Here is a 22937-nt window from a genome sequence, read left to right as displayed (position 1 = left end):
CGGTTCGCATCCATCCGCCCGTCCTCTCTAGTACAGTGTGACAACACGGCGAGACGCTAGCACACTGTGCTAGTCGAATGGAGAGGATGGTGACCTTGGTCGATCCGGCGGCACCGGACACCCGGTCGAAGATCCTGATCGCTGCGGCGACGATGATCGGAGAGGACCCGACGGCTCGCCTGAGCGTGCGTGGGGTGGCTGCCCGCGCCGGCGTCAGCACGGGGTCGCTCCGGCACTTCTTCCCGACGCAGCGGGAGCTCATCGACACCGTCGTTGAGGGACTCCAGAGCCTCGACCTCCCGGAAGACCCGATCGCGGACCACTCCAAGGAGCCCGCCGAGCGACTCGAGGGGTGCCTGCACCTGCTCCTCGCGAGCATCGGGAGCGGTGCGTCCGCTCGGCAGAACTGGGCGGCGCTGCACGATGCCTACGTCGCCGTGCCGGTCGCCGGTGATGCCGAGCACACGTTCCTCGCGATGGAACGGCTCGCCGTCGATCGGGTCGAGCGGTGGCTGTCGGTGCTGCGGCAGGAGGGGGTCCTGCAGGACGGCGACGCTGAGGAACACGCGCGGTTCCTGCTCACGGTCGTGAACGGCCTCGCACTCGAGCGCGCCCTTCCCGGTGCGCCTGCTCGGGCCGCCTTCGAGCGGGCGTCCATGCGGTTGGCGGTCGCTGCCGTACTGCGCTGAGGGCCAGCCGCTCCTGCCCACCGACCGGGCTCCCGGGCGTCGAGTCGGGGCCACGACAACGGGCTCGTCCTCGGCGATCAGGATCGCGAATGTCGGATCATCATGGCGCCGGCCTCATTCGGCGCTGCGCAGGTCCTGCACGTCGCCGTCCGAGCACTTCGAGACACCGGTGATGCTGTACCGCAGCGGGTACGCGTTGAAGCCGATGGAGGTGACGGGCCCGTCCGCGCCCCGGATGCCGGTGAGCGGGTCCGAGCCGCCGCTCTCGAACCGCTCCGTCGTGATCCCCTTGGACTTCCAGAGCTCCTCGACCGTCCGGATGTCGGCAGCCGGATCGGTGCCGTTGGTGCCGCTCCGCTCCAGGATGTACACGAAACGGGCACCATCGCCGCCGCCCGACCGGGTGCAGACCTCGGCGGCCGGGCCGCGGTACACGGTCCACTCGCCGCCGACCGCGTCGGTGGATTCCTTGACGGCGTCGACGATCGACTTCTTCGCTTCGGACGGATCCACTGTCATGCCTCCGGGGGTGTTGCTGCAGCCGGCCACGGTCAGTGCCGCCGTCAGGATGAGGGTGACGCCGACGCTGGTGCGGGCGGCGCCACGGATTCGTTGGTTCACGTTCACAGTGTCCACTGCGGGTTCTCCAGGAGCGACTTCTGGAAGTCGGTCATCCCCTTCGGCTGGGGATCGGGCATGGGCTTGGGGTGCCCGGCGCCCCACGTCGAATCGAGCGACCTACGCGCAGCGCGCACCACGGAACCCAGCCGCCCCTGTTCACCAACCGGACTCCCACGCATGGCAGGGTGGTCCGGGGCACCGTCGCCCGCAGCCCACCCAGCCGCGAGCGGAGCACGATGCCACCACAGGACCTGATGGTCGTCACGGACCTCGACGGGACGTTCCTCGACCACCACGACTACTCGTTCGACGCTGCCCTTCCGATGCTCGAGCGCCTACGCGCCGACGGCGTGCCGGTGGTGTTCTGCAGCAGCAAGACCCCGGCCGAGATCACCGCCCTGCAGCGGCGGACCGGTCTCGATGGCCAGGCGTTCGTCGCGGAGAACGGCGCGATCGTCGTCGGACCGGACGGCAACGTGACCACCGGCGCCGGTGCCGGCCCCGCGGATGCCGACCTCGCGCGTCTCCGCACGGCCCTCGACCACACCCGATCGGACCTGGACCTCCACTTCGCGACCTTCAGCGGCGAGACCGACGAGGTCGTCGCCGCCTGGACCGGACTCGACCTCGGAGCAGCCGGTGATGCTCGGCGGCGCGAAGCCTCCGAGGTCCTGCTCTGGCACGCCGAGGACGACGACCGCGCCGACGCGTTCCGCGATGCGCTCGCCGCGGCCGGCCTCGACCTCGTGCGCGGCGGCCGCTTCTGGCACGTCCTGCCCGCCGGGCGCGACAAGGGCACCGCGGTCCGCCTGCTCGTCGCCGACCACGAACGTCGCACCGGCACTGCTCCGCGCACCGTCGGGCTCGGCGACGGCCCGAACGACTCGGCGCTGCTCGACGCCGTCGACCTGGCGGTCGTCGTCCGCGGCCACGGCCCGGCACCCGGACCGCTCGCCGACGACCGACCCGAGCGCGTGTACCGCACGACGCACCCCGGCCCGCTCGGCTGGAGCGAAGGCCTCGGACACCACCTCGAACACCAGCTCGGACACCACCTCGAACAGCACCTCAGGAGCCACCGATGAGCGACTTCCACCAGAACGGCGTCATCACGACGTTCCACGACCTCGGCCGCCGCAGCACCGCGAGCATCGAGGACGACCTGCGGGGCTTCGCCGAGAAGCGGCCGATGAGCCTGATCCTGCCGGCGCTGTACTCGGAGCTCGAACGCCCGGCGCTCTCACGGATCGTCGACGAGCTCGCCGAGGCCGACTGGCTCAGCGAGATCGTGATCGGGCTGGACCGTGCCGACCGCTCGCAGTTCGAACACGCGCGGGAGTTCTTCGCCCGGCTGCCGCAGCGGCACCGCATCCTGTGGAACGACGGGCCGCGCCTGCGGGAACTCGACGCCGAGCTGGAGCGCGAGGGGCTGGCTCCCGGCGAGCCGGGCAAGGGCCGGAACGTCTGGTACTGCACGGGCTACGCCCTCGCGTCGGAGCGCGCGGAGTGCATCGCGCTGCACGACTGCGACATCACCACGTACGAGCGGGGCATGCTCGCGCGGCTGTTCTACCCGGTCGCGAACCCGGCGTTCGACTACGAGTTCTCGAAGGGCTACTACGCCCGCGTCGCCGACGGCCGGATCAACGGTCGCGTCGGACGCTTGCTCGTCGGTCCGCTGCTCCGGTCGCTCCGCCAGGTCTACGGGGAGTCCGAGTACCTGGAGTACCTGAGCAGCTTCCGGTACCCGCTGTCCGGCGAGTTCGCGATGCGCGCGCACGTGCTGAACGGCCTGAAGATCCCGGGGGACTGGGGCCTCGAGATCGGCATGCTGTCCGAGGTCTACCGCGACTACGCCACGCGGCAGGTGTGCCAGGTGGAGATCGCCGATGCGTACGACCACAAGCACCAGCCCCTCGCCGAGGCCGACGGCACCGGCGGACTCGCCCGCATGGGCAACGACATCGTGCAGTCGCTGCTCCGGAAGCTCGCGACGATGGGCGTCCCGCTCACCTCGGACTCGTTCCGGGTGCTCAAGGCGACGTACTACCGGAACGCCCTCGACATCGTCGAGGTCTACCGGCACGAAGCGGAGATGAGCGGCCTCGGCTTCGACCAGCACGCCGAAGAAGCCGCGGTGGAGCTCTTCACCAAGGCGATCCTCGACGCCGGCGGCGCCTTCAGCGCGCGCCCGGACGACAAGCCGTTCATCCCGAGCTGGAGCCGGGTGCGCTCGGCGGTGCCGGACGTGCTCGAGCGGTTGCAGGATGCGGTGGAGGCGGACCAGCAGGACTGATCACGCGCCCTGGGCGCGACCGAAGGGCGGACGGGAGGCACAGCGAGAGCTGGCCACGTGCCTCCCGTCCGGCGGTCTGGCGCCGTTCTCAGGCCGCCGGTCCCGGCGCCCAGCCGAGTTGCGGACCCAGGTGCTCGGCGATGTCCGTGGTGATCTGCGCGTAGTCGTCCGGCTCGAACGAGAACGGCAGCGCGAAGGCGACCTCGGTGACCGCCTGGTAGCCGGCGTCGGCGCGCAACCGGTCCGCGATCTCCGCCGAGGTCCCCACGAGGTCGGCGGCGAAGAGCATCCCCGCGGGCCCCATCGGCACGCCGACGCGGCCCGAGCGGCTCTCGACGTAGGCGCGGTAGCGGGCCTCCTGCTCGCGGGTCGCCGTGTCGGTCGGGATCACGACCAGGCCCTGCGAGACCCGAGCGGTGCTGGGATCGGGGTGGACGTCGAGGTAGGCGTCGATCTGCGCGCGCTGGTTGGCGGCGAAGTCCGTGCCGACCTCGCTGCGCGTGACGCTCGAGGTGAGCAGGTGGAAGCCGTTCTCACCGGCCCAGACCGCCGACTTCGTGCTGCCGGTGCCGTACCAGATGCGGTCGGCGAGGCCGGTGCTGTGGGGCTGGACGGTGCTCGCGAACTCCTCGATCCCTCGGCGTTCGACGGTGCCGGTCGCGGTTCCGGTTCCGGTCACCGCTTCTCCGCGCACGAGGGCACGGAAGCGCAGGAGTCGGTCGTTGCCGAGGTCCTCGTGCTCGGCGGTGTCGGGGTAGATCGCGTCGCGGTACAGGTCGAAGTTCATCGGGGTGCCGACCGAGAAGCCGGGGTTCAGGCGCCCACCCAACAGCACGTCGACGGTGCCGAGGTCCTCGGCCAGGCGGAACGGGTTCTCCGCCCCGATCGGCGTGACGGCGGTGCCGAGCTCGATCCGCGAGGTCCGTTGCGACGCGGCGGCCAGCACCGCGACGGGGGACGAGATGCCGTGCTGCAGGTGCCGGTGGCGCAGCCACGCGCTGTCGAAGCCGAGGGCTTCCGCGCGCTCGATCACCCGGAGGGTGTCCTCGTGTCCCTCGGACGGTCGGGCGGGGTCAAACGACCCGATCGTCAGGAAGCCGAGCCGTTCCAGGGGAGTTCCGTCGAGGGGCATGCCTCGATCGTGCCAGACCACCGGGTGGCGCGGGGGTCCGGCTGGCAGGGTGGATCGGTGCACATCACTCTGGACTCCGCGACCGACGTCGTCACCGACATCCGCTTCCCCGAGGGCAACCGCTGGCACGACGGGCGGCTCTGGTACTCGGACATGCACACCGGCGAGGTGTTCTCGATGGACCCGACCTCGACCGCGGCTCCGCGCCTGGAGACCACGGTCGAGGGCCAGTCGTCGGGGCTCGGGTGGCTCGCCGACGGGCGACTGATCGTCAGCTCGATGGAGTCCCGCACGGTCGTCGCCGTCGACGATCGTGGCCAGACGTCGGTGTTCGCCGACCTGTCCGGCGAGGAGTCGTCGCTCGTGAACGACCTCGTCGTCGACGAGGCGACCGGCCGGACCTACATCGGTGCCTTCGGCTACGACCTGTACGGCGGCGAGGACCTCCGCCCCGGTCCGCTCTGGGTGATCGAGCAGGACGGCTCGTTCCGCCTCGCCGCCGACGGGCTGGTGTTCCCGAACAGCGCGAACGTCCTGCCCGGCACCCGGACCCTCGTGGTGAGCGAGACGTGGGGCGGCCGGCTCACCGCGTTCGACATCGAGCCCGACGGGTCGCTGACCGGCCGACGCGAGTGGGCAGCGCTGCCCGGTGGCGTCACGCCGGACGGCAGCACGGTCGACCGCGACGGCGCTGTCTGGGTCTGTTCCGTCGACACGGGGGAGTTCCTCCGGGTCCTTGAGGGCGGCGAGGTCACGGACCGGATCGACGCGCCGGGGCTGTGCGCGATCGACTGCGCGCTCGGGGGCGAGGACGGCCGCACGCTCTACCTGGCGACGGCGGACAGCTACGACCCGGCGACGACGGCGCAGACGCGTGCGGGGCGGATCAGTGCGGTGCGGGTGGCCGTGCCGGGTTGGTGACCGGAGGCCTGGCTGCCCGCTGATCGCGGTGGGAGCCCGCTCGGTGCGAGGTTGACCGCATGGTGCGAGGCATCAGGGCCGCACCATGCGTGCAACCTCGCACCAGGCTGTTCGGGCCTCCGAATACGGCAGACTGCACGGACAACCATCCAGGAGTGTTCGTCATGTTCGTTGCCGCCATCGTCTTCCTCGTCATCGCGCTCGTCGCGCTCCCGTTCCGGAAACGGACCTACACCACCGCGGAGCGACCGGCCACCCCCGGTCGCGAGGCCCGGCCAGCCGTTCCCACCCGCCGCCCGAACCGCATCGCCACGTGGACAGCAGCCGGAGCCGGCCTGGTCTTCGTCGGCTTGGCACTCGGGAGCACCCTGTACGCGCAGGACACGGGCGAGTCGAAAGTGCAGGTGGACATCTCCGGCAACATCGTCGGGCAGACCACGGACTCCGGGTTCCACTTCAAAGCGCCGTGGGCCACGCTCCACACGTTCAACATCCGGAACCAGACCGTCACCTATATCAACGCGGTGAACGGCTCCGACTCCGACAACAACGGGAACGTGCGATCCGGCCCCTACGTCACCGTCCAGGACCAGGACGGCGTCTCGTCGAACGTCAGCCTGAACCTGCAGTACAGCATCGACGCCAAGTCGGTCACCGACATCTACCGGTCCTACAAGACCGAGGAGAACTTCAAGACGCAGTTCATCGGCAACTCGGTGCGCAGCGTCGTCCGGCAGGTCCCGAACGACTTCACCACCATCGAGCTGATCACCAAGCGCGGCACGGTGGAGAAGTCGATGATCCAGGCCCTCGAGACCCGGTGGAAGGGGTCCGGCGTGCACGTCGACAACTTCGCACTGCAGGAGATCACCCCGCCGAAGTCCGTCACCGAGGCCTACGCCACGGCCCAGCAGGCACAGATCCAGGTCACGAAGGAGCGCGCGCTGCTCGACGCGAAGAAGGTGCAGGCGCAGCAGCAGGTCGCCGAGGCGCAGGGGCAGGCGGACGCGAACGAGGTCCTCAACGAGCACCCGCTCTCGGCGGCGGCGCTCAAGCAGCGTGAGATCGAGGCCCTCAAGAGCGCCGGCGACAACGGCTCGCTCATCGTCGTGCCGCAGGGCACCGACAACATCCTCAGCCTGCCCGGTACCGGGGCGTCGAAGTGAGCGGACGGCTCACGACCCTCCGTTACCGGACGGGCTGTCGCGAGCGAGCGGCGCGGGTGGTCCGCCACGTCGTCACGAGGGCCGCGACGCCCATCGCGATGCCGACGACGCCGGAGCCGAGGCGCAGTGGCATCACGAGCCCGAGGCCGATGTTGGCACCCCCACCCTCCGGTCCGTAGTAGACGTCGAACATCAGCGCGCCGACGCCGAGGAACCCGACGGCCAGCAGCAGCGTGCTGATCAGGTGGAACGTGCGCGCGGTGGTCATGATCTGGCCCTTCGTCGAGGTGGTCGACGAATCCTCGCACGACGCCGCATCGACGTATTCCTGTCCCGGCATCTGACGGCGGTAGTGGGCGTGCGTAGAGTGCAATGGTGAGCATCAGACAACTCGACGCCATCGGGTGGGCGCAGCTCCTCGGCACCCCTGCTGTGTTCGTGGGGCTGTGGCTCATGCTGGTCGGCCTCCACTTCCCGGAGATGTCCCAGACGGTCGTCCTCGTCGTCGTGGCCGTCCTCGCCGCAGGTGGCTTCGCGCTCATCCTGGGCAGCTGGTCGCGCTTCGGCGGCTACGCCTCGTACCGAGCGATGAACCGGTGGCTGCGCGGTGGAGCCGACCCGACCGGTGTCCCGGTCGTGATCCGGAGGCGCTTCCTGCGCCGCCAGACGTCGCAGGGCGCGGTCACCGGGTGGGTCTGGGTCAGCCTGGGCATCCTGTGGGCCGCGCTCGCCGTGCCGGAGGTCTTGCAGGGAGACCCGGCGGGCTTCGGGCGCGGGGTCGTCGCAGCGTTGTGGGCCGTCATCGGCATCGTCCGCGTGGTCTTCATGCGCAAGTGGGGAGCTCGCGTCGACGAGCTGGTACGCGAGACCGAAGCGCAGATGGCCGATCCCGGCGCGACACCGCACCTCGACCTGTTCCGGTGCGCATGACCACTGAGCCCGGACTCGTCCCCGAACTCCTCGTCGCCGACCTGGACCGGAGCCTCGCGTTCTGGTGCGGCCGGTGCGGCTTCGAGATCCGCTACTCGCGGCCCGAGGAGCGCTTCGCGTACATCACCCTCGGCAATGCCCACCTGATGCTCGAACAGGCTGGGGTCGGTCGGAACTGGATCACCGGTCCGCTCGATCGCCCGCTCGGCCGAGGCGTGAACTTCCAGATCACCGTGCCCGACAGCCGCGCACTGGCCGCCACCCTGCTCCGTGCCGGGACCGAACTCTTCATGCAGCCCGAGACGAAGTGGTACGACGTCGGGAACGAGCAGGCCGGCGTGGACCAGTTCCTCGTGCAGGACCCGGACGGGTACCTGGTGCGGTTCCAGTCCTCGGCGGGACGACGCCCAGCGGCCGACTGAACTCGTACAATCGGCCGTGCCTTCCATCCAGATCGAGAGCCCTCGCAGCGACGACGTCCTCAGCCTGCTCCGCCAGGGGGACGCCTTCGCCCTGGCCCTGTACCCGGCTGAGAACTACTACGGCCTCGACGTCGACGCACTGGAGTCCGACGGGGTCTCGCTGTTCGTCGCTCGCGAGGGTGACGTGGCCGTCGGTACGGCGGCGCTGGTTGATCGGCGCGACGGATCCGGCGAGGTCAAGCGCATGTTCGTCACCGACGACGCTCGAGGACTCGGGGTCGGCCGAGCCCTGCTCCAGGCACTCGAGGCGCACGCGCACGACTTGGGCATCGAGACGCTGCAACTGGAGACGGGCTTGCCACAGGTCGCGGCGATCGCCCTGTACGAGAAGCTCGGGTACCGCCAGGTCCCGCGATTCCCGCCGTACACCGACGACCCGACGAGCTACTGCATGGAGAAGCGCCTCTGAGCCCTTCGTGTTCGGGCCGGCGCGACGCCCTGGTCGCGACCGCTGACGGACGGGAGGCCCGTGGCGGCCCCGCCACGAGCCTCCACTCCGTCATCCGTCCGTCGGGCGCGATGCGCTCTCCGCAGCTGGCGCATCATCGAGGCTCGCGTCGACCGCCGGGTCGGGTGACACCGTCTGCGTCCGGATCGGGAAGTCGTCGAGGGCGGTGGCGGCCGGGTGTGCCGCTGACCCACCGCGCACGCGCTTCCTGACGGCTGCCCACGGCCGACCGAAGGCCGATCGCGGCGCGCGCTCTGACGGCCCCTCGACCTCGAGGCCGTAGTACGCGCCGACGTGTTCGAGCAGGACCTCGCGTTCGGCCTTGTCGTAGGCACGGCGCTCGCGGGTGAAGGCGATGATCGTCGACCAGCAGGTGAGCAGCAGCACGACGCTGAAGGGCAACGCCGTGGTGATCGCCGCCGTCTTGAGAGCGTTCAGCCCGCCGCTCAGCAGCAGGGCAACGGCGAGCAGTGCCGAGACGGTGGCGAAGAAGACGCGCAGCCAGTTCTTCGGCTCGATGTCGCCGCCGGACGCGATCATCGCCATCACGAGCGACCCGGAGTCCGACGAGGTCACGAAGAACACGCCGATGAGCAGGATCGCGCCGAAGGTCAGCACCGCTCCGGCGGGCAGGTCGCCGAGCAGGGCGAACAGCGAGCCTTCGAGGTCGACCGAGCCGTCCGAGCCGACCAGGCCACCGGGGCCGTCGGTCTCGCGGTGGATGGCGGCGCCGCCGAGCACGGCGAACCAGAGGAACGTGAGCGCGGTCGGCACGAGCAGCACGCCGAACACGAACTGGCGGACCGTTCGGCCCTTCGAGATGCGCGCGATGAAGACGCCGACGAACGGCGCCCACGACATCCACCAGCCCCAGTAGAAGGTGGTCCACGCGCCCTGCCAGGCGACGCCCTCGGCGCCCTGCTGTGCAGTGACGTTGAACGACAGGCCGACGATGTTCTGCAGGTACGCGCCGATGGACTGCACGAAGTCGCGGAGCAGGAACTGGGTCGGCCCGACGATGAGCACGAACAGCAGCAGTGCGGCGGCGAGCAGCAGGTTGAAGTTCGACAGGATCTTCATGCCCTTGGTGACACCGGTCACGAGCGACACGATGGTCACCGCGGTGATCACGGCGATGATGGCGATCTGGCTGACGATGCTGCTGTCGGCGATGCCAGCGCTCTCGAGCCCGGCGCCGATCTGGATGACCCCGAGGCCGAGCGAGGTCGCGACACCGAACAGCGTGCCGACGAGCGCGATGACGTCGATGAGGTTGCCCCACCCGCCGCGCACCCGGTTGCCGAGCAGCGGCTCGAGCGCCCACCGGATCGACACGGGGCGGCCGCGGCGGTGGATGGCGTAGGCCAGGGCGAGGCCGAGCACGACGTAGATCGCCCACGCGTGGAGTCCCCAGTGCAGGAACGTCTGGGTGAGGGCCTGCTGCGCGAGCTCGTTCTCGGTGCCGGTGACGCCGGGGCGCGGTGAGGCGAAGTGGCTGAGCGGTTCCGAGACGCCGTAGAACACGAGGCCGATGCCCATGCCGGCGGCGAAGAGCAGCGCGAACCACGACCCGGTCGAGAACTCGGGCTCGTCCTGGTCCTTGCCGAGCTTGATGTCGCCGAACTTGCTGAAGCCGACGAACAGCGAGAAGCCGACGAAGAACGCGGCGACGAGGACGTAGTACCAGCTGAAGTTCTTGACGATGCCGTCCTGCAGGCCGACGAACATCGCCTCGGCGCTCGACGGGGAGATCAGGGTGAACGCCACGAAACCGAGCACGAGGACGGCGGCGGGCCAGAACACCCACCGCCGCACCTTCGACGTCGTCTCGACGGGGCCGGGCGGGGGAGCGGAGGTGGTGCTTGCCATGCCCTCCATGGTGCCTGGCGGCGGCTCTGTGCGTTCGCTCAGGCGTGTCGGGGGCGGTACGCTCGGTGCTCTGGAACGTTCCAGAACGCGTTCCGGACCACCTCGAAGGAGAGATCATGGCCCACCCCGACGGCGCCCACTACCGCGACCTCGACCCGACCGCCCTGCGCGATGCCCTCGCGGCCGAGGAGCAGCGCCTGACGTTCCCGTCCTTCGACCTCGACGACTCGTGGCGCCTCGGCTCCTGGCTCCGGCAGGCGGCGATCGACCGCGGCCACGCCATCGGGTTCGCCGTCGTGTTCGGCGAGCAGCGGGTCTTCCACGCCGCGACCGAGGGCGCCGCCGCGTTGAACGACGCCTGGCTCGAGCGGAAGTTCCGCGTCGTGCGGCACTTCGGCCAGTCGTCGCTGCGCGTCCGCGCGACCTACCTGGCCGCCGGCGGGAGCTTCGAGCAGGACGGCGCCCTCGACACGAACGAGTACGCGGCGGCCGGCGGTGCGTTCCCGCTCCTGCTGCAGGGCCGCCTGATCGGGGCGGTCGGGGTCAGTGGTCTCGAGATGCACGACGACCACGCGCTCGTGGTCGAGGGGCTCGAAGCGATCCGGGCCGACGCCTCGTGACCGCCGACGTCCGCATCGCGATCATCGGCGCCGGCAAGATGGCGGCCGTGCACGCCGCCAAAGTGGCCCGCACCGACGGTGCCGTCCTGTCCGCGGTCGCCGGTGGGTCCGGAGCACCGGCGCTCGCCGCTCGCCGCTCGCCACGGAGCCGCCGCCCTCGAGGTCGACGCCGCGTTCGCCGACCCGGCGATCGACGCCGTCGTCATCGCGTCGCCGAACCCGCTGCACGCCGCGCACATCACGCAGGCGGTCGCCGGTGGCAAGGCTGTCCTGGTCGAGAAGCCCGTCGACCTCGACATCGCCCGGGTCGACGCCTGCATCGCGGCCGTCGGCGCCGCCGCAGACCGGGTCGTCGTGGCCTTCAACCGTCGGTTCGACCCGTCGTTCGCGGCCCTGCACGACCGGTTGGTGGCCGGTGAGATCGGCCCCCTCGAGCAGCTCGTCATCGTCAGCCGCGACCCTGCACCGCCGCCCATCGCCTCCGTGCCGGGGTCCGGTGGATTGTTCCGCGACATGACCATCCACGACCTCGACATGGCCCGGTGGCTCGGCGGCGAGGTCACCTCGGTGCACGCCGTCGGCCAGGTGAGCGACCCCGAGGTCGCCGCACTCGACGACGTCTCCGGTGCGATGGTCACCCTGACCACGGCCGGCGGGGCACTCGTCACGATCGTCGACGCGCGGAGCAACGCCTCCGGGTACGACCAGCGGCTCGAGGCGTCCGGGGCGGCGGGCACGCTCGCGGTCGGCAACCGGACCGCGACCTCGGTCAGCGCGTCGACCGCTGCCGGCGTCGGTGCGGGTGACCTCGCCATCAGCCACTACGGCGACCGGTACCGCGAGGCCTACGCGGCCGAGATCGCCCACCTCGTCGCGGTGACGCGCGGCGACGAGCGCCCGCGCGCGACGCTCGAGGACGGCCGGCGAGCCCTCCTGCTCGCCGACGCCGCGACGGAGTCGCACCGCTCCGGAGCGCGGATCGCGACCTGACGGCGCGGGCCGCGGCCCTGGTCGGGCGCGTGCGGCGGACGGGAGGCACGGGGCGGGCGCGACCCGCGCCTCCCGTCCGCCCGTGGGGACGCACACCCCCTTCAGGTGCCATCACAACGCCCGCTGGACAGGGCAGGCTGATTGTCAGGTGGAATCGCACCTTCAGGCCCTAGGGTCGCACCAAGCGCAATCGCGTGAACTCTCTCGAACCGGCCGAAGGGCCGGTCCGCACCGGAAGGTTGGTCCACTTGACCACCACTCCGCTCGCTCCGGGCTACACCCGCACTCGACCTGGAACAGGAAGCCCCAAGGGCACCTCGACCTACTCAGCCCTGCTCGCGCAGGTGAAGGAGAACGGACTCCTCCGCCGCCGCACCGGGTTCTACTGGTCGCTGTTCGGCACACTCATCGTCACCTTCGCCCTCGCGTGGGTCGCGTTCGCATTCCTCGGCGACACCTGGTTCCAGCTCATCGTCGCCGGCGCGCTCGGCGTGATCTTCACGCAGTTCGCGTTCCTGTCGCACGAGGCCGCGCACCGCCAGGTCTTCGCCTCGCAGAAGTGGAACGACCACGCCGGCCGCTGGCTCGGCACGTTCCTGGTCGGCCTCAGCTACTCGTGGTGGATGAACAAGCACACCCGCCACCACGGCAACCCGAACACCGTCGGCAAGGACCCCGACATCGCACCCGACGGCATCCGGTTCCTGCCGGAGGACGCCGCCGCGGTCAAGGGTCCGCTCATGACGACGTTCATGCGGTTCCAGGGCTGGCTGTTCTTCCCCCTGCTGACGCTCGAGGGCCTGAACCTGCACCGGTACGCCGTGCAAAGCATCGTCACCGGCAACGGCACCAAGGCCGACGTCAAGCACCGCTGGCTCGAGGCCGCGCTGCTCGTCGCCCGCTTCGGCATCTACCTGACGGTCGTGTTCTGGTTCCTGCCGTTCGGCATGGCCTGCGCGTTCCTCGGTGTGCAGCTCGCCGTGTTCGGCGTGATGATGGGCGCCTCGTTCGCCCCGAACCACAAGGGCATGCCGACCATCGCGCACGACGCCAAGGTCGACTTCTTCTCGCGCCAGGTCCGCACGTCGCGCAACATCCGCGGCGGCTGGTGGGTCTCGTTCCTGATGGGCGGCCTGAACTACCAGGTCGAGCACCACCTGTTCCCGTCGATGCCCCGACCGGCGCTGAAGCAGGCCCGCCTGCTCGTCCGCGACCACTGCGACACGCTCGAGGTGCCCTACACCGAGACCACCCTGCTGCGCTCCTACGGCATCGTCGTCCGGTACCTGAACCGGGTCGGGCTCGCTGCCCGCGACCCGTTCGCCTGCCCGATGGTCGCGCAACTGCGCATCCACTGACGCCGTGCTGTCGACCATGCCGACCGGCACCGTGAAGTGGTTCGACCACGCCAAGGGGTACGGCTTCATCCACCCCGACGACGGGTCCGAGGACCTGTTCGCCCACTTCTCCAGCATCATCGCGACGACCGGCTACCGGTCGCTCGAGGAGAACGACCACGTGCAGTACGACGTGGGCCCCGGCAAGAAGGGCCCGCAGGCGGACAACATCTCGATCATCCGCTGACGCGGACGACGGACGGGAGGCACGGTGCCAGCTGGCACCGTGCCTCCCGTCGTTTCTTTCCCATGTCCACTGCGCTGGTATGCGGAATCGGGCGTACCTGGTCGAAAGAAACGACCAGGTACGCCCGATTCGGGCAGGTACGCCCCGGAACCGCCAGGCCCGCCGCGCTACTTGATGCCGGTCGAGGCGATGCCCTGCACGAACTGCCGCTGGAACGCCAGGAACACCACGAGCAGCGGCAGCACGGTCACGGTCGCGATGGCCATCACGGCACCCCACGGCGAACTGAACGCCGGGTTGTTCGTCAGCGTCGACAGGGCCACCGGCACGGTCAGGTTCTCGTTGCCCTGCAGCACGACGAGCGGCCAGAGGAAGTCGTTCCACCGCGTCATGAAGCCGAGGATCACGAGCACCCCGACCAGGGGGCCGCACGAGGGCAGCACCACCCGGAAGAACGTCTGGAACTCGCCGGCGCCGTCGAGTCGAGCGGCCTCCATCAGGGCGTCCGGCACCCCGAGCATGAACTGCCGGGCGATGAAGATCCCGACGACGTCGAACACGGTCGGCAGGATCACCGCCCAGGGGGAGTCGACCAGGCCGATCTTCGCGACGACCAGGAAGCTCGGCACCAGGGTGACCTGGATCGGGATCATGATCGTGACGAGGAACGCCGAGTACAGCAGCCCCCGGCCCATGAACCGGAACTTGGCGAGGGCGTACCCGGCCATCAACGACACGACGACGCTCAACGCGGTGCCGACGCTGGTGATGAGCGCCGAGTTGCCGAGCCACCGCCAGACCGGCTGCGTGCTGAACACCTGCGTGTAGTTCTCGAACGTCGGCCGCGTCGGGAACAGCGAGAACGTGCCGCTCTGCGACTGCCCGCCGGGGGTGAGCGCCGAGACGACCATCCAGTACAGCGGGAACACCATCAGGATCGCCAGGGCGGTGAGCCCGGCGACGAGCACCCAGCGACCAGGCCGGCGCCGGGAGCGGGCTCCAGCGGGACGGCGGCGGGGACCGCGGACATCGAGTACGGCCATCAGAGCATCTCCTCCGCCTTGCGGTTGGCGCGCTGCCGGAGCAGCGTGAACACGAGCAGGATCGCGACGAGCACCAGTCCGAGCGCCGCGGCGTAGCCCATCCGGGCATCGATGAACGCGGACCGGAACACGTACTGGATCAGCACGGTCGTCGAGAAGCCGGGGCCACCGCCGGTCATCACGTAGATGACGTCGAAGGCCTGCAACGAGAACACGACGTTCAGGATGAGCAGGATCGACGTCGTCGGGCGGAGCAGCGGCCACGTGATGGTCCGGAACCGCACCCAGCGCGAGGCGCCGTCGATCGCGGCGGCCTCCTTGAGCTCTGCGGGTACGGACTGCAGCGCGCCGAGGTAGATCACCATGCAGAAGCCGATCCGGGTCCAGACCACGACGACCACCAGGGTCGCCATCGCCCACCCCGGAGCGGTCAGCCAGGGCACGCGCCCCATGCCGAGCGCTTCGAGCAGGTTGTTCACGACGCCGTAGTCGCCGTTGAAGATCCACGACATGATGACGCCCACCACGACGCCGGCCGCGACCATCGGCACGAAGAACAGGGCGCGGAACACCGAGCGCCCGGGCAGCGGCCGGTTCAGGGCAACGGCCGGCGCGAGCCCGATCGCCATCGAGGTCGGCACGGTGCCGAGCGTGAACACGAGCGTGTTCCGCAGCGCCGTGCCGATGAGCGGGTCGGAGCCCATGTCGACGAAGTTCTTCCCGCCGACCCAGGTGCCGTCGCCGAGCGAGGTGCTGGAGTCCTGGAAGCTCAGCGCGATCGCCGTGATGATCGGGATGAGCGAGAAGCCGAGGAACAGCAGCGCCGCGGGGCCGATGAACACGTACGGGACGAAGCGGCCCCGGCTCCGGCGGGCACCGCCGCCCGCGGGGAGTCCGCCGGTCGGTGGGGCGGTGGACGCCGTCGTGCGGACCGGCGCGGTCTCAGTTCGCAGTGACACTGCGCATCGCCTCCATCATCTGGTTCGAGGCCTCTTTCGGGCTCAGTTGCCCGAGCAGACAGAGGTCGAGGTAGTCGGCGAACACCGCGTTGAGCGAGCTGAAGTACTCGCCGCTCTCGGCCTTCACCATCGAGAGCGGGATCGTCGTCCCCTGGTCGATGAACCGCTGCATCGTGTCGGTGTTCGCGGCGTACCCGATGTCCTTCGCGTCGAGGGACTTCCGGGCGGGCAGCCAATTGCCGTCGTGGCAGAACTGCTGCATCTTCGACCGTGACGTGATCATCGCCACGAGCTCGGCCGCGAGCTCCGGGTGCTTGCTCGACTTCGTGACGGCCAGGGCGTTGCCGCCCAGGTCGCTCGCCTCGCCGACGTTCCGGATCATCGGGGCCGTGCCCCAGTTGTCCGGCATGTCGGTGTCGAGCTGCGTGATCGACTCCGGGTTGTTGAGCATCATGCCGATCTGCCCGGTCAGGAACAGGTTCCGCGAGACGTCACCGCCGCCGCTCTTGCTGAGGTTGCCCGTGGTCGCGAGTCCCTCGGCGTACCACTTCCTGCCGAAGGCCAGGGCGTCGATCGCCTCCGGGGTGTCCATCGACGGGGTGGCACCGTCCTCGCCGAGGAACGCGCCCCCGTTCTGGTGGACCAGCGGCAGCCACCGGTACGCCGTCTCGGGCGACGACCACCCGTACCCGAACGCGTACTTGCCGGTGACCTGCTTGACCTCCTTCGCGACGTCGAGGAACTCGTCCCACGTCCACGCGTCGGCCAGCGCCTGCGGTGGCGTGACGCCGATCTGCTCCATGACGTCGCGGTTGTAGTAGGTGATGAAGTTGTCGGTGTGCTGGAAGACGCCGTACATGCCGTCGTCCCGCGCGCCGATCGCCCAGAACGGGTCGCTGTAGTCCTGCCGGTAGTCCGCCGGGACGGACCCCGAGATGTCGACCAGGCTGCCGTTCGCGGCGTACCGGCCGATCTGCTGCGGGGTGATCCGGATGACGTCCGGCGCCAGGTCGGCGGCGAGCCGGGTGATGAACCACTGGTGGAACTGCCCGGTGGTCACCTCGACGGCGACGCTCGTGCCGGGGTGCGCCGCGACGAACTCGTCGGCGATCGCCTGGTAGCTCGTGATGTCCGTCGGGATGTTCCAGGTGGACAGGCGGATGTGCTTCGTCCCGCCGCGGCCGGTCGTGCCGCCGCCGGCGCACGCTGCCAGCGCGCCGGTCAGCGAGATGCCGGCGAGGGCGAGGAACCCCCGTCTGGCGAGCTGGGGGGATGGTCGGATGGTCGGGTCGGCATGGTCCTCTCCTTTGAGGTCGTGGTGCCGTTCAGGTCGGCCGGGAGGCGCGGGGTGCGCACACGGGGCGCCGCGCGTCCGACGTGGGGTCGCGTCCTGGACCCGACCCCACGTCGGGCGCGACGGTTCAGACGAGCGCGGGGCGGGCCTCCCGGTCGGCCACCGGTGCCGCGGTGACCGCGTCCGCCGGACGCAGCGACTCGGGGAGGAGCGCCGCGTGGGCGTGCAGGAGCTCGTCGGTCATCTCGGCGATGCGGTCGAGCGTCAGGTGCGCCGCCGTCAGCGGGTCCAGAGCCACCGCGTGGTGGACGTGCTCGACGTTGCCCGTGAGTGCAGCACGCACCGCCAGGGTCTGCACGTTCGTGTTCGTGCGGTTGATCGCGGCGAGCTGCGGCGGGAGCTCACCGAACGACGTCGGCTGCACCCCCTTGCCGTCGACCAGGCACGCGACCTCGACGCAGGCGTCGGACGGCAGGTTCTGGATGACGCCCGTGGCGTTCGGCACGTTGCCGTAGACCACCGCCGGCACACCCGTCACGATCGCGTTCACGATGCTCGCGCCGTACTCGACGCTCGGCGTCAGGTCGGCCTTGAGCTTCTCGAGCTGCGTGTCCACGTCGCCCTGCTCGTCGTGCGCCAGGCAGATCTCGTAGTAGTCCCAGCGCTCCGGGATGTACTCGAGCACCGTCTCCGGGTCCTTGCGGAAGTACGGCACGTACTCGCTGGCGTGGTGGCTCGACTCGGTCTCGAAGTACCCGAACGAGCGCATCAGCTGGGTGCGGACCTGCTCGTTGCCGCCCTCGTAGTTGCTCGCCGCGGCAGCCGCCTCGCTGTGGTCGCCGTCGTCGTCGTGCAGGTCGGACGCCGCGACGCCCCGCTGGTGCTTCGCCGTCATCACCTCGCGCAGACGCGGGTACAGGTCCTCGCCGTTGCGACGCGTGAACTCGAGGATCCACGCCTGGTGGTTGATGCCGGCGCTGACGAACTCGACCTCGTCGTACGGCACGCCGAGCGTGCGCGCCAGCATGCGGGTCGTGCCCTGCACGCTGTGGCAGAGCCCCACCGTCCGGAGCCCCTTCGCGTTGAGGAACGCCGTGGCCATCGCCATCGGGTTCGCGTAGTTGATGAACTGGGCGTCCGGGCAGAGCTCGAGGGCGTCGCGGGCGATGTCCTCGTAGGCGCGGACCGACCGCAGGAACCGGAAGACACCACCCGGGCCGACGGTGTCGCCGACCGCCTGGTCGATGCCGTACTTGCGCGGGATCTCGACGTCCCACTTGTACGACTCGACGCCGCCGACCTGGAACGTGATGATGACGACGTCGGCACCCGCCAGGGCCGCACGGCGGTCCGTGGTCTCGAGGACCTCGACACCGAGGCCGTGGTGGGCGACGAGCTCGCGGGCGGCCGTCGCGGTGCGGGCGACCCGGCCCGCGTCGAGGTCCATGAGGTGCAACGTCGCGTCCTGCAGGGCGGGGAAGGAGACGAGGTCGCCGATGAGGCGGAAGGGGAAGACGAAGCCGCCGGCGCCGATGATGGTGATCTTGGTCATGTGTCGACGGTAGGAAGCGCGGGGGTGTGCGGTCCTCCGGCTTCGGACGGTGGGGTTCCAGGATCCTCGGATCGGTCCGTGGCCGGTGTGCGAGTGTTGTCCGGTGCGCTAGCGACTGATGAACGAGTACAGCGTCGACTGGCCGCTCTGGGACGAGGACGGCCTGTGCCCAGAGGGGAGACCGGCGTTGTCGGAGACGGTCCGCGACGAAGTACTGCGGTGGGCCGCCGAGTTCAACGAGGACTACTCGGTGGAGGCGGGATGGCCGACCGAGGCCGCGGCGCGCTCGTCCGAGCGCCAGGCGCGGCGACTCTTCCGGCTCGTCGAACGCGAGCTGCCGCCGGGCGACGAGCTGGTGCTGGGGTACTGGGAGACGAACAGACGGAAGGGGCTCTGACGTGGTCTCGACGTCGTGCTCGACATCGAGCTCGACGTCGGGGCGATGGAAGTGGCGTACTGGAGCCACCGTGGCCCGGCCCCGCTCATGGCGTGGAGCTCGTAGGGTTCGGTGATGCACTGGCAGCAGTCGCTCCTGGAGAGGCTCCGCACGGACCCGGCGGTCGGCGCGGTCCGTCCGTACGGCTCCGTCCTCACGCCCGACCAGCTGGATCCGTGGAGCGACCTCGACGTCGAGCTCGATCTCGTTGCGGACGTCGAGGCGGGGACACTCCTCGGAGGTGAGCCGTGGGCGTGGCAGAGCACCCTCGACGACGGGGTGCAGCACGTTCGCATCGTGCTCGCGGACGGTCGCCGCGTGGACCTCGCGACGCGAGGTGCGACTCTGGAGCTTCCGCCGGAGCCTCCGGACAACAGTCAGCGGTTCGATCTCGCGCTGGCTGCCACACGATTCGGGCGCGGAGCTGACGCCATCGGGCTGCACCTCGTGCTCGGGGTGGTCCGCGAGGCGCTCGTGCACAGCATGGTCCTCGCCGACCAGCGGGAGGGGACGGTGCACCACCGGTTCGGCTCCGGCACGGACCTCGCCGCGGCCGATAGCCAGACGGCACTGTCCGGAGCGCTGAGCCCGTCCTTGGCGTTGCGCGTCGCCTCTGTCTACGCGGAGAGCCGTGCGGCCGTCGACGAGGACTACCACCCCGACTGGCGCGGTCTGGTCGCCGTCGTCGCTGCGGGGTCTCGGCGACCTTGAGTCGCCCGCTGGCACGACCCGGGTCGCGACGGTCGTCGTACGCTGGCGGTCGTGGACGAGTGGTGGGACGTGGTCGATGCGAGCGGTGGAGCGACGGGCGCGACGTTCCGGCGAGGCGACAGCGGCTGGCCCGCCGGGTCCTTCCACCTCGTGGTCACGATCTGCGTCCACCGCGCCGACGGGACCATCCTCGTCACGCAACGAGCTCCGACGAAGGAGTTCGCGCACGGGTGGGAGTTTCCCGGTGGCAGCGCGCTCGCCGGCGAGTCGGGGACAGCGGCGGCCTGCCGTGAACTGCGCGAGGAGACCGCCCTCGAGGTCGCGCCCGACGCGCTGCAGTGGGTCGGTCGCTTCACCGAGGACTCTGCGCTGGTGGATCTCTTCACCGTCCGGGAACCTGCCCGCTCGACCGTGCGGCCAGCTCCGGCCGAGGTGATGGCCTGGAAGTGGCTCCCCGCGTCCGAGGTGGTCGAACTCCGTCAGAGCGGCGTGATGGCGGATCCCTGGGGACCGCGGTTGGACGCGATGTGGCCAGCGGCGATGGCCACGATCCGGTCCGGGGGAGAGCCTCCCGCGGTGCAGCTGGAAGCACACCGCGACTCCTGGAAGACGGACTACCAGCGTGAGGCGTCGCGGCTCGTCGCCGCGCTCGGAGACCGCGTGCTCGCGGTCGAACACATCGGCAGCACGGCCATCCCGGGCCTCGAAGCGAAGCCGGTCATCGACATCGCGGTCCGGGTCGCAGTCGACACGGATCCGTTGGCGCTCGGCCCGTTGCTCGCGGCGACGGGCTACACGCAGCACCGTTCCGGTCCGAAGAACCACGGGGTGTACACCCGAGAGCGAGACGGGGCGAGGACCCACATCCTCCACGCCTTCGCCTCGGACCAGTGGGACGAGTGCAACCAACGGCTCTTCCGGGACAAGCTGCTGCGCGACCCGACCGCCGTTGCGCGGTACCGGGAGGTCAAGACCCGAGCAGCGCGATCGTCGGACGGTCGTGCCTACACGGCAGCGAAGAGCCAGGTGGTGCAGCAGCTGCTCGATGAGGAACGTGCCGTCCGAGGTCTCGCGTCCGTGACGGCGTGGGACAAGTAGACGGCGGCGCCTGTGGCAAGTCGTGAGGAGTACGACGTGCTCTGGGAACGTGCCCGTCAGCGGCTGCGTGTTGGTGACCTGCAGCTCGACCGTGAACCGGTGGACGGTGATCCGCGCTGGGGTCTGAGCCTGGTGCTGCTCCCTCCGAGGCCACTCGCTCAGCGGATCGCTGGCGTGGCGGATGAACTGGCCGCCGCGTACGACGGCACGCAACACGTGTACGGAGTCGAGGACGTGCACCTCACGATCACGAGCCTCGAACCGTACCGCGATCGGATCGACCGTGCGACGCTCGAGCACTACATCGACGTCGTCGAGGATTCGCGCGGCGCGCTCGACCACCGAGTCCGGCTCGACGGCCTTGGAGGATCGGCGGCCGGCATCTTCGTGCAGGGGTTCGACGACGACACCCTGCGGCCGATCCGTGTCCGGATGCGTGAGGCTGCCTCGGCGCTCCACGGCGGTGCCGCGCCTCCGATGGCCTTCATCAGGAACACGGCCCACCTCTCGATCAGTGTGCACCGCGAGGCCTCACGCGAGGCAGCGGTCGTGCGTCACGTGGACCGATCGCGCCACCAGGAGCTCGGAGAGATGCACGGGGCACGAGTCGCGCTCGTCCGGTACCGACCGCGCGTCGGCTCCATGGGCATCGAAGTACTCCACACCGTCGGGTGAGTACCAGGACAGGCTGTTGCGCCAAGGCCGTAGGGTGGCGCTCGTGACGGCCACAGGGAGACTGAAGCGATCGGTCGTGGTGATGGTCGTGGTGACGCTTGCGCTCGTCGCGTTGCTCGCCGGTGTTCGCCTCGTGTCCCTGTTCGCGTTCGCGACCGAGGGGGATGTGCCACCCGCTTCCTCGGTCTCACTGCCCGCGGGCAGCGAGCTGATCACGGAAGAGAAGGAGTGCGCTTCTGGTGGGTGCTGGGCCGTGCTCTCGGTCCGACCGCCCGAGGGAGTGAGCCCGCAGGACCTCGCGACGAGCTTGGGGATGACTCCGCAAGCTCGTCAGCGCGGGACACTGTGGGACCCGCGCACCGTCAACCTGAGTTCGGAAGCGGACGGGGAACTCCTGGTCATCAGAGCCGACTACTGGTCTCGTCAGGCGACCCCCTGACGGAGGTCCTGTGTGGGGAAAGGCTCACTGACGTAGGCTCAGCATCGTGCTCGACGTGGAGACGATGGAAGCGGCGTACTGGAGCCACCGCGGCCCTGCCCCGCTCATGTCGTCGTCCCACCGGCACGACGACCTCGAGATGAACCTGGTGCTCGACGGGCACCTGGACTACCGGTTCGGCGGGGCGCCGGTCAGTGTGCACGCGGGCGAGATCGCACTGTTCTGGGGCTGGACCCCGCACCAGCTCGTGGGTGACGGCACCGGCACGGGCGAGTTCCGCTGGGTGCACATCCCGCTGGCCGAGGTGCTGTCGTGGGGACTGCCCGACCACGACCTCGGAGCGATGCTCCTGAACCGCCCGGTCGTCGTGCCGACCGCAGCTGCCGGGCGTGACGTCGAGTCGATGCTCGGGTCGTGGCAGCAGGACTTCGAGGACGACGGTGCGGAGATCATCGCCAACCTCGAGGCGCAGGCGCTCGTGCGTCGCCTGCTCCGGCACCACCGCGATGCCGTTGACCTGCGGCCCGGCGGCGGGCACGGCACCGTGGATGCCATGCACCGCGTGATCGACATGGTGCGGTTCGTGGTCGACCGGTTCCGCGAACCGATCGAGGTCGCTGACGTCGCAGCGGCCGCACACCTGCACCCGCACTACGCGATGTCGGTGTTCCGACAGGACGTCGGCACCACGATCGTCGAGTACCTGACACGGTGCCGGGTGGCCGAGGCGCAGCGGTTGCTCGCGACGACGTCCATGACGACGTCGGAGATCGCGCACGCTGCAGGATTCGGGTCGCAGTCGAGTTTCTACGTGCACTTCACCCGCGCCTGTGGAACTGCGCCAGGTGCGTACCGGGCACGGGCTCGCTGACCCGGTGTCCCCACGCACGAGCAACGCCCCGTCGCGAGCGACGGGGCGTTGGCCGTTCCGGTCTGCCATGCACAGCCGGAGTACGTGGGGTGTTACTTGATCTGTGCGGTG

26 protein-coding genes are annotated in these 22937 nt (G+C 69.9%); 18 read left to right on the top strand and 8 right to left on the bottom strand.

Going from position 1 to position 22937, the window contains the following annotated elements; genetic code table 11:
- Positions 1 to 89 precede the first annotated feature (89 nt).
- Positions 90 to 689, top strand: coding sequence for a TetR/AcrR family transcriptional regulator (locus tag EDF47_RS18920; protein WP_243834101.1), 600 nt, complete (start codon positions 90 to 92; stop codon positions 687 to 689).
- Positions 690 to 803: 114 nt separating this feature from the next.
- On the opposite strand, the gene EDF47_RS18915 is transcribed toward EDF47_RS18920, so the two are convergent.
- Complete coding sequence (locus tag EDF47_RS18915; RefSeq protein ID WP_131881767.1) at positions 804 to 1310, bottom strand: hypothetical protein; 507 nt, start codon at positions 1308 to 1310, stop codon at positions 804 to 806.
- A 236-nt stretch (positions 1311 to 1546) separates the two neighbouring features.
- Between EDF47_RS18915 and EDF47_RS18910 the strand changes: the two genes are divergently transcribed.
- Positions 1547 to 2395 carry an HAD-IIB family hydrolase gene (locus tag EDF47_RS18910; protein ID WP_133939150.1) on the top strand — a complete coding sequence of 283 codons (849 nt, stop codon included), beginning with the start codon at positions 1547 to 1549 and terminating at the stop codon, positions 2393 to 2395.
- On the top strand, positions 2392 to 3606 hold the full coding sequence (locus EDF47_RS18905; protein ID WP_123939447.1) for a glycosyl transferase: 1215 nt from the start codon (positions 2392 to 2394) through the stop codon (positions 3604 to 3606). Before EDF47_RS18910 ends, EDF47_RS18905 begins: the two co-directional genes overlap by 4 nt.
- Before the next feature lie 88 nt (positions 3607 to 3694).
- On the opposite strand, the gene EDF47_RS18900 is transcribed toward EDF47_RS18905, so the two are convergent.
- A complete protein-coding gene (locus EDF47_RS18900) occupies positions 3695 to 4738 on the bottom strand; it encodes an LLM class flavin-dependent oxidoreductase (RefSeq protein ID WP_133939148.1) in 1044 nt (347 codons plus the stop codon).
- Between the two features lie 57 nt (positions 4739 to 4795).
- Here EDF47_RS18900 and EDF47_RS18895 point away from each other — a divergent pair, with 57 nt between their 5' ends.
- The gene (locus EDF47_RS18895; RefSeq protein WP_166673274.1) at positions 4796 to 5659 is read left to right on the top strand and encodes an SMP-30/gluconolactonase/LRE family protein; all 864 of its coding nucleotides are present in this window, start codon (positions 4796 to 4798) and stop codon (positions 5657 to 5659) included.
- Positions 5660 to 5823: 164 nt separating this feature from the next.
- Complete coding sequence (locus EDF47_RS18890; RefSeq protein WP_165901188.1) at positions 5824 to 6825, top strand: SPFH domain-containing protein; 1002 nt, start codon at positions 5824 to 5826, stop codon at positions 6823 to 6825.
- A gap of 22 nt (positions 6826 to 6847) precedes the next feature.
- On the opposite strand, the gene EDF47_RS18885 is transcribed toward EDF47_RS18890, so the two are convergent.
- Positions 6848 to 7165: a hypothetical protein gene (locus EDF47_RS18885; RefSeq protein WP_133939144.1), complete on the bottom strand. Its 318-nt coding sequence runs from the start codon at positions 7163 to 7165 to the stop codon at positions 6848 to 6850.
- Positions 7166 to 7200: 35 nt separating this feature from the next.
- Here EDF47_RS18885 and EDF47_RS18880 point away from each other — a divergent pair, with 35 nt between their 5' ends.
- From EDF47_RS18880 to EDF47_RS18870, 3 genes are read left to right on the top strand one after another with little or no spacing between them, the layout of a single operon-like run.
- The gene (locus tag EDF47_RS18880) at positions 7201 to 7755 is read left to right on the top strand and encodes a hypothetical protein (protein ID WP_133939142.1); all 555 of its coding nucleotides are present in this window, start codon (positions 7201 to 7203) and stop codon (positions 7753 to 7755) included.
- Positions 7752 to 8177: a VOC family protein gene (locus EDF47_RS18875; RefSeq protein ID WP_133939140.1), complete on the top strand. Its 426-nt coding sequence runs from the start codon at positions 7752 to 7754 to the stop codon at positions 8175 to 8177. Before EDF47_RS18880 ends, EDF47_RS18875 begins: the two co-directional genes overlap by 4 nt.
- A gap of 16 nt (positions 8178 to 8193) precedes the next feature.
- On the top strand, positions 8194 to 8646 hold the full coding sequence (locus tag EDF47_RS18870) for a GNAT family N-acetyltransferase (RefSeq protein WP_133939138.1): 453 nt from the start codon (positions 8194 to 8196) through the stop codon (positions 8644 to 8646).
- A 90-nt stretch (positions 8647 to 8736) separates the two neighbouring features.
- Here EDF47_RS18870 and EDF47_RS18865 read toward each other — a convergent pair whose 3' ends face one another.
- Entirely contained in the window at positions 8737 to 10554 is a 1818-nt protein-coding gene (locus tag EDF47_RS18865; protein ID WP_243834100.1) for a BCCT family transporter, read from the bottom strand.
- A gap of 116 nt (positions 10555 to 10670) precedes the next feature.
- Here EDF47_RS18865 and EDF47_RS18860 point away from each other — a divergent pair, with 116 nt between their 5' ends.
- The 4 genes from EDF47_RS18860 (at position 10671) to EDF47_RS18845 (ending at position 13748) form a co-directional block, all read left to right on the top strand.
- On the top strand, positions 10671 to 11174 hold the full coding sequence (locus EDF47_RS18860) for a heme-binding protein (RefSeq protein ID WP_123293870.1): 504 nt from the start codon (positions 10671 to 10673) through the stop codon (positions 11172 to 11174).
- A 102-nt stretch (positions 11175 to 11276) separates the two neighbouring features.
- Entirely contained in the window at positions 11277 to 12164 is an 888-nt protein-coding gene (locus tag EDF47_RS18855; protein WP_208321012.1) for a Gfo/Idh/MocA family oxidoreductase, read from the top strand.
- A 248-nt stretch (positions 12165 to 12412) separates the two neighbouring features.
- Positions 12413 to 13522, top strand: coding sequence for an acyl-CoA desaturase (locus EDF47_RS18850; RefSeq protein ID WP_123293869.1), 1110 nt, complete (start codon positions 12413 to 12415; stop codon positions 13520 to 13522).
- Positions 13523 to 13538: 16 nt separating this feature from the next.
- Entirely contained in the window at positions 13539 to 13748 is a 210-nt protein-coding gene (locus EDF47_RS18845; RefSeq protein ID WP_111086735.1) for a cold-shock protein, read from the top strand.
- Between the two features lie 167 nt (positions 13749 to 13915).
- Here the strand turns inward: EDF47_RS18845 and EDF47_RS18840 are convergent, their stop codons facing one another.
- The 4 genes from EDF47_RS18840 to melA all read right to left on the bottom strand — a co-directional run bounded on the left by EDF47_RS18840 (position 13916) and on the right by melA (position 18596).
- On the bottom strand, positions 13916 to 14791 hold the full coding sequence (locus tag EDF47_RS18840) for a carbohydrate ABC transporter permease (RefSeq protein WP_071252441.1): 876 nt from the start codon (positions 14789 to 14791) through the stop codon (positions 13916 to 13918).
- The gene (locus tag EDF47_RS18835) at positions 14791 to 15750 is read right to left on the bottom strand and encodes a sugar ABC transporter permease (protein ID WP_133939136.1); all 960 of its coding nucleotides are present in this window, start codon (positions 15748 to 15750) and stop codon (positions 14791 to 14793) included. The genes EDF47_RS18840 and EDF47_RS18835 overlap by 1 nt, the downstream gene beginning before the upstream one ends.
- Positions 15734 to 16963 carry a sugar ABC transporter substrate-binding protein gene (locus EDF47_RS18830; protein WP_243834105.1) on the bottom strand — a complete coding sequence of 410 codons (1230 nt, stop codon included), beginning with the start codon at positions 16961 to 16963 and terminating at the stop codon, positions 15734 to 15736. The genes EDF47_RS18835 and EDF47_RS18830 overlap by 17 nt, the downstream gene beginning before the upstream one ends.
- 208 nt (positions 16964 to 17171) lie before the next feature.
- Positions 17172 to 18596 carry an alpha-galactosidase gene (melA, locus tag EDF47_RS18825; protein ID WP_123293867.1) on the bottom strand — a complete coding sequence of 475 codons (1425 nt, stop codon included), beginning with the start codon at positions 18594 to 18596 and terminating at the stop codon, positions 17172 to 17174.
- A 118-nt stretch (positions 18597 to 18714) separates the two neighbouring features.
- On the opposite strand from melA, the gene EDF47_RS18820 reads away from it, so the two are divergent.
- The 6 genes from EDF47_RS18820 to EDF47_RS18795 all read left to right on the top strand — a co-directional run bounded on the left by EDF47_RS18820 (position 18715) and on the right by EDF47_RS18795 (position 22826).
- Entirely contained in the window at positions 18715 to 18993 is a 279-nt protein-coding gene (locus EDF47_RS18820) for a hypothetical protein (protein ID WP_132100898.1), read from the top strand.
- A 114-nt stretch (positions 18994 to 19107) separates the two neighbouring features.
- On the top strand, positions 19108 to 19743 hold the full coding sequence (locus EDF47_RS18815) for a hypothetical protein (RefSeq protein WP_133939132.1): 636 nt from the start codon (positions 19108 to 19110) through the stop codon (positions 19741 to 19743).
- Between the two features lie 51 nt (positions 19744 to 19794).
- The gene (locus EDF47_RS18810; protein WP_133939130.1) at positions 19795 to 20841 is read left to right on the top strand and encodes a GrpB family protein; all 1047 of its coding nucleotides are present in this window, start codon (positions 19795 to 19797) and stop codon (positions 20839 to 20841) included.
- A gap of 174 nt (positions 20842 to 21015) precedes the next feature.
- Entirely contained in the window at positions 21016 to 21516 is a 501-nt protein-coding gene (locus EDF47_RS18805; protein WP_133939128.1) for a hypothetical protein, read from the top strand.
- Between the two features lie 43 nt (positions 21517 to 21559).
- Positions 21560 to 21955, top strand: a complete 396-nt coding sequence (locus EDF47_RS18800; RefSeq protein ID WP_133939126.1) for a hypothetical protein — start codon at positions 21560 to 21562, stop codon at positions 21953 to 21955.
- 46 nt (positions 21956 to 22001) lie between these two features.
- A complete protein-coding gene (locus EDF47_RS18795) occupies positions 22002 to 22826 on the top strand; it encodes a helix-turn-helix domain-containing protein (protein ID WP_133939124.1) in 825 nt (274 codons plus the stop codon).
- The last annotated feature ends 111 nt before the right edge of the window (positions 22827 to 22937 follow it).

Source organism: Curtobacterium sp. PhB190, from assembly GCF_004365385.1.
Classification (GTDB): Bacteria; Actinomycetota; Actinomycetes; order Actinomycetales; family Microbacteriaceae; genus Curtobacterium.
Note: the sequence above shows the minus strand (reverse complement) of the source record. Positions and strands in the feature narration are given on the sequence as shown.

Coding starts and splice junctions, on each gene's coding strand:
- EDF47_RS18910 (WP_133939150.1), top strand. CDS start 1,547: ATGCCACCACAGGACCTGATGGTCGTCACGGACCTCGACGGGACGTTC.
- EDF47_RS18905 (WP_123939447.1), top strand. CDS start 2,392: ATGAGCGACTTCCACCAGAACGGCGTCATCACGACGTTCCACGACCTC.
- EDF47_RS18900 (WP_133939148.1), bottom strand. CDS start 4,738: ATGCCCCTCGACGGAACTCCCCTGGAACGGCTCGGCTTCCTGACGATC.
- EDF47_RS18890 (WP_165901188.1), top strand. CDS start 5,824: ATGTTCGTTGCCGCCATCGTCTTCCTCGTCATCGCGCTCGTCGCGCTC.
- EDF47_RS18885 (WP_133939144.1), bottom strand. CDS start 7,165: ATGCCGGGACAGGAATACGTCGATGCGGCGTCGTGCGAGGATTCGTCG.
- EDF47_RS18875 (WP_133939140.1), top strand. CDS start 7,752: ATGACCACTGAGCCCGGACTCGTCCCCGAACTCCTCGTCGCCGACCTG.
- EDF47_RS18865 (WP_243834100.1), bottom strand. CDS start 10,554: ATGGCAAGCACCACCTCCGCTCCCCCGCCCGGCCCCGTCGAGACGACG.
- EDF47_RS18860 (WP_123293870.1), top strand. CDS start 10,671: ATGGCCCACCCCGACGGCGCCCACTACCGCGACCTCGACCCGACCGCC.
- EDF47_RS18845 (WP_111086735.1), top strand. CDS start 13,539: ATGCCGACCGGCACCGTGAAGTGGTTCGACCACGCCAAGGGGTACGGC.
- EDF47_RS18840 (WP_071252441.1), bottom strand. CDS start 14,791: ATGGCCGTACTCGATGTCCGCGGTCCCCGCCGCCGTCCCGCTGGAGCC.
- melA (WP_123293867.1), bottom strand. CDS start 18,596: ATGACCAAGATCACCATCATCGGCGCCGGCGGCTTCGTCTTCCCCTTC.
- EDF47_RS18820 (WP_132100898.1), top strand. CDS start 18,715: ATGAACGAGTACAGCGTCGACTGGCCGCTCTGGGACGAGGACGGCCTG.
- EDF47_RS18815 (WP_133939132.1), top strand. CDS start 19,108: ATGCACTGGCAGCAGTCGCTCCTGGAGAGGCTCCGCACGGACCCGGCG.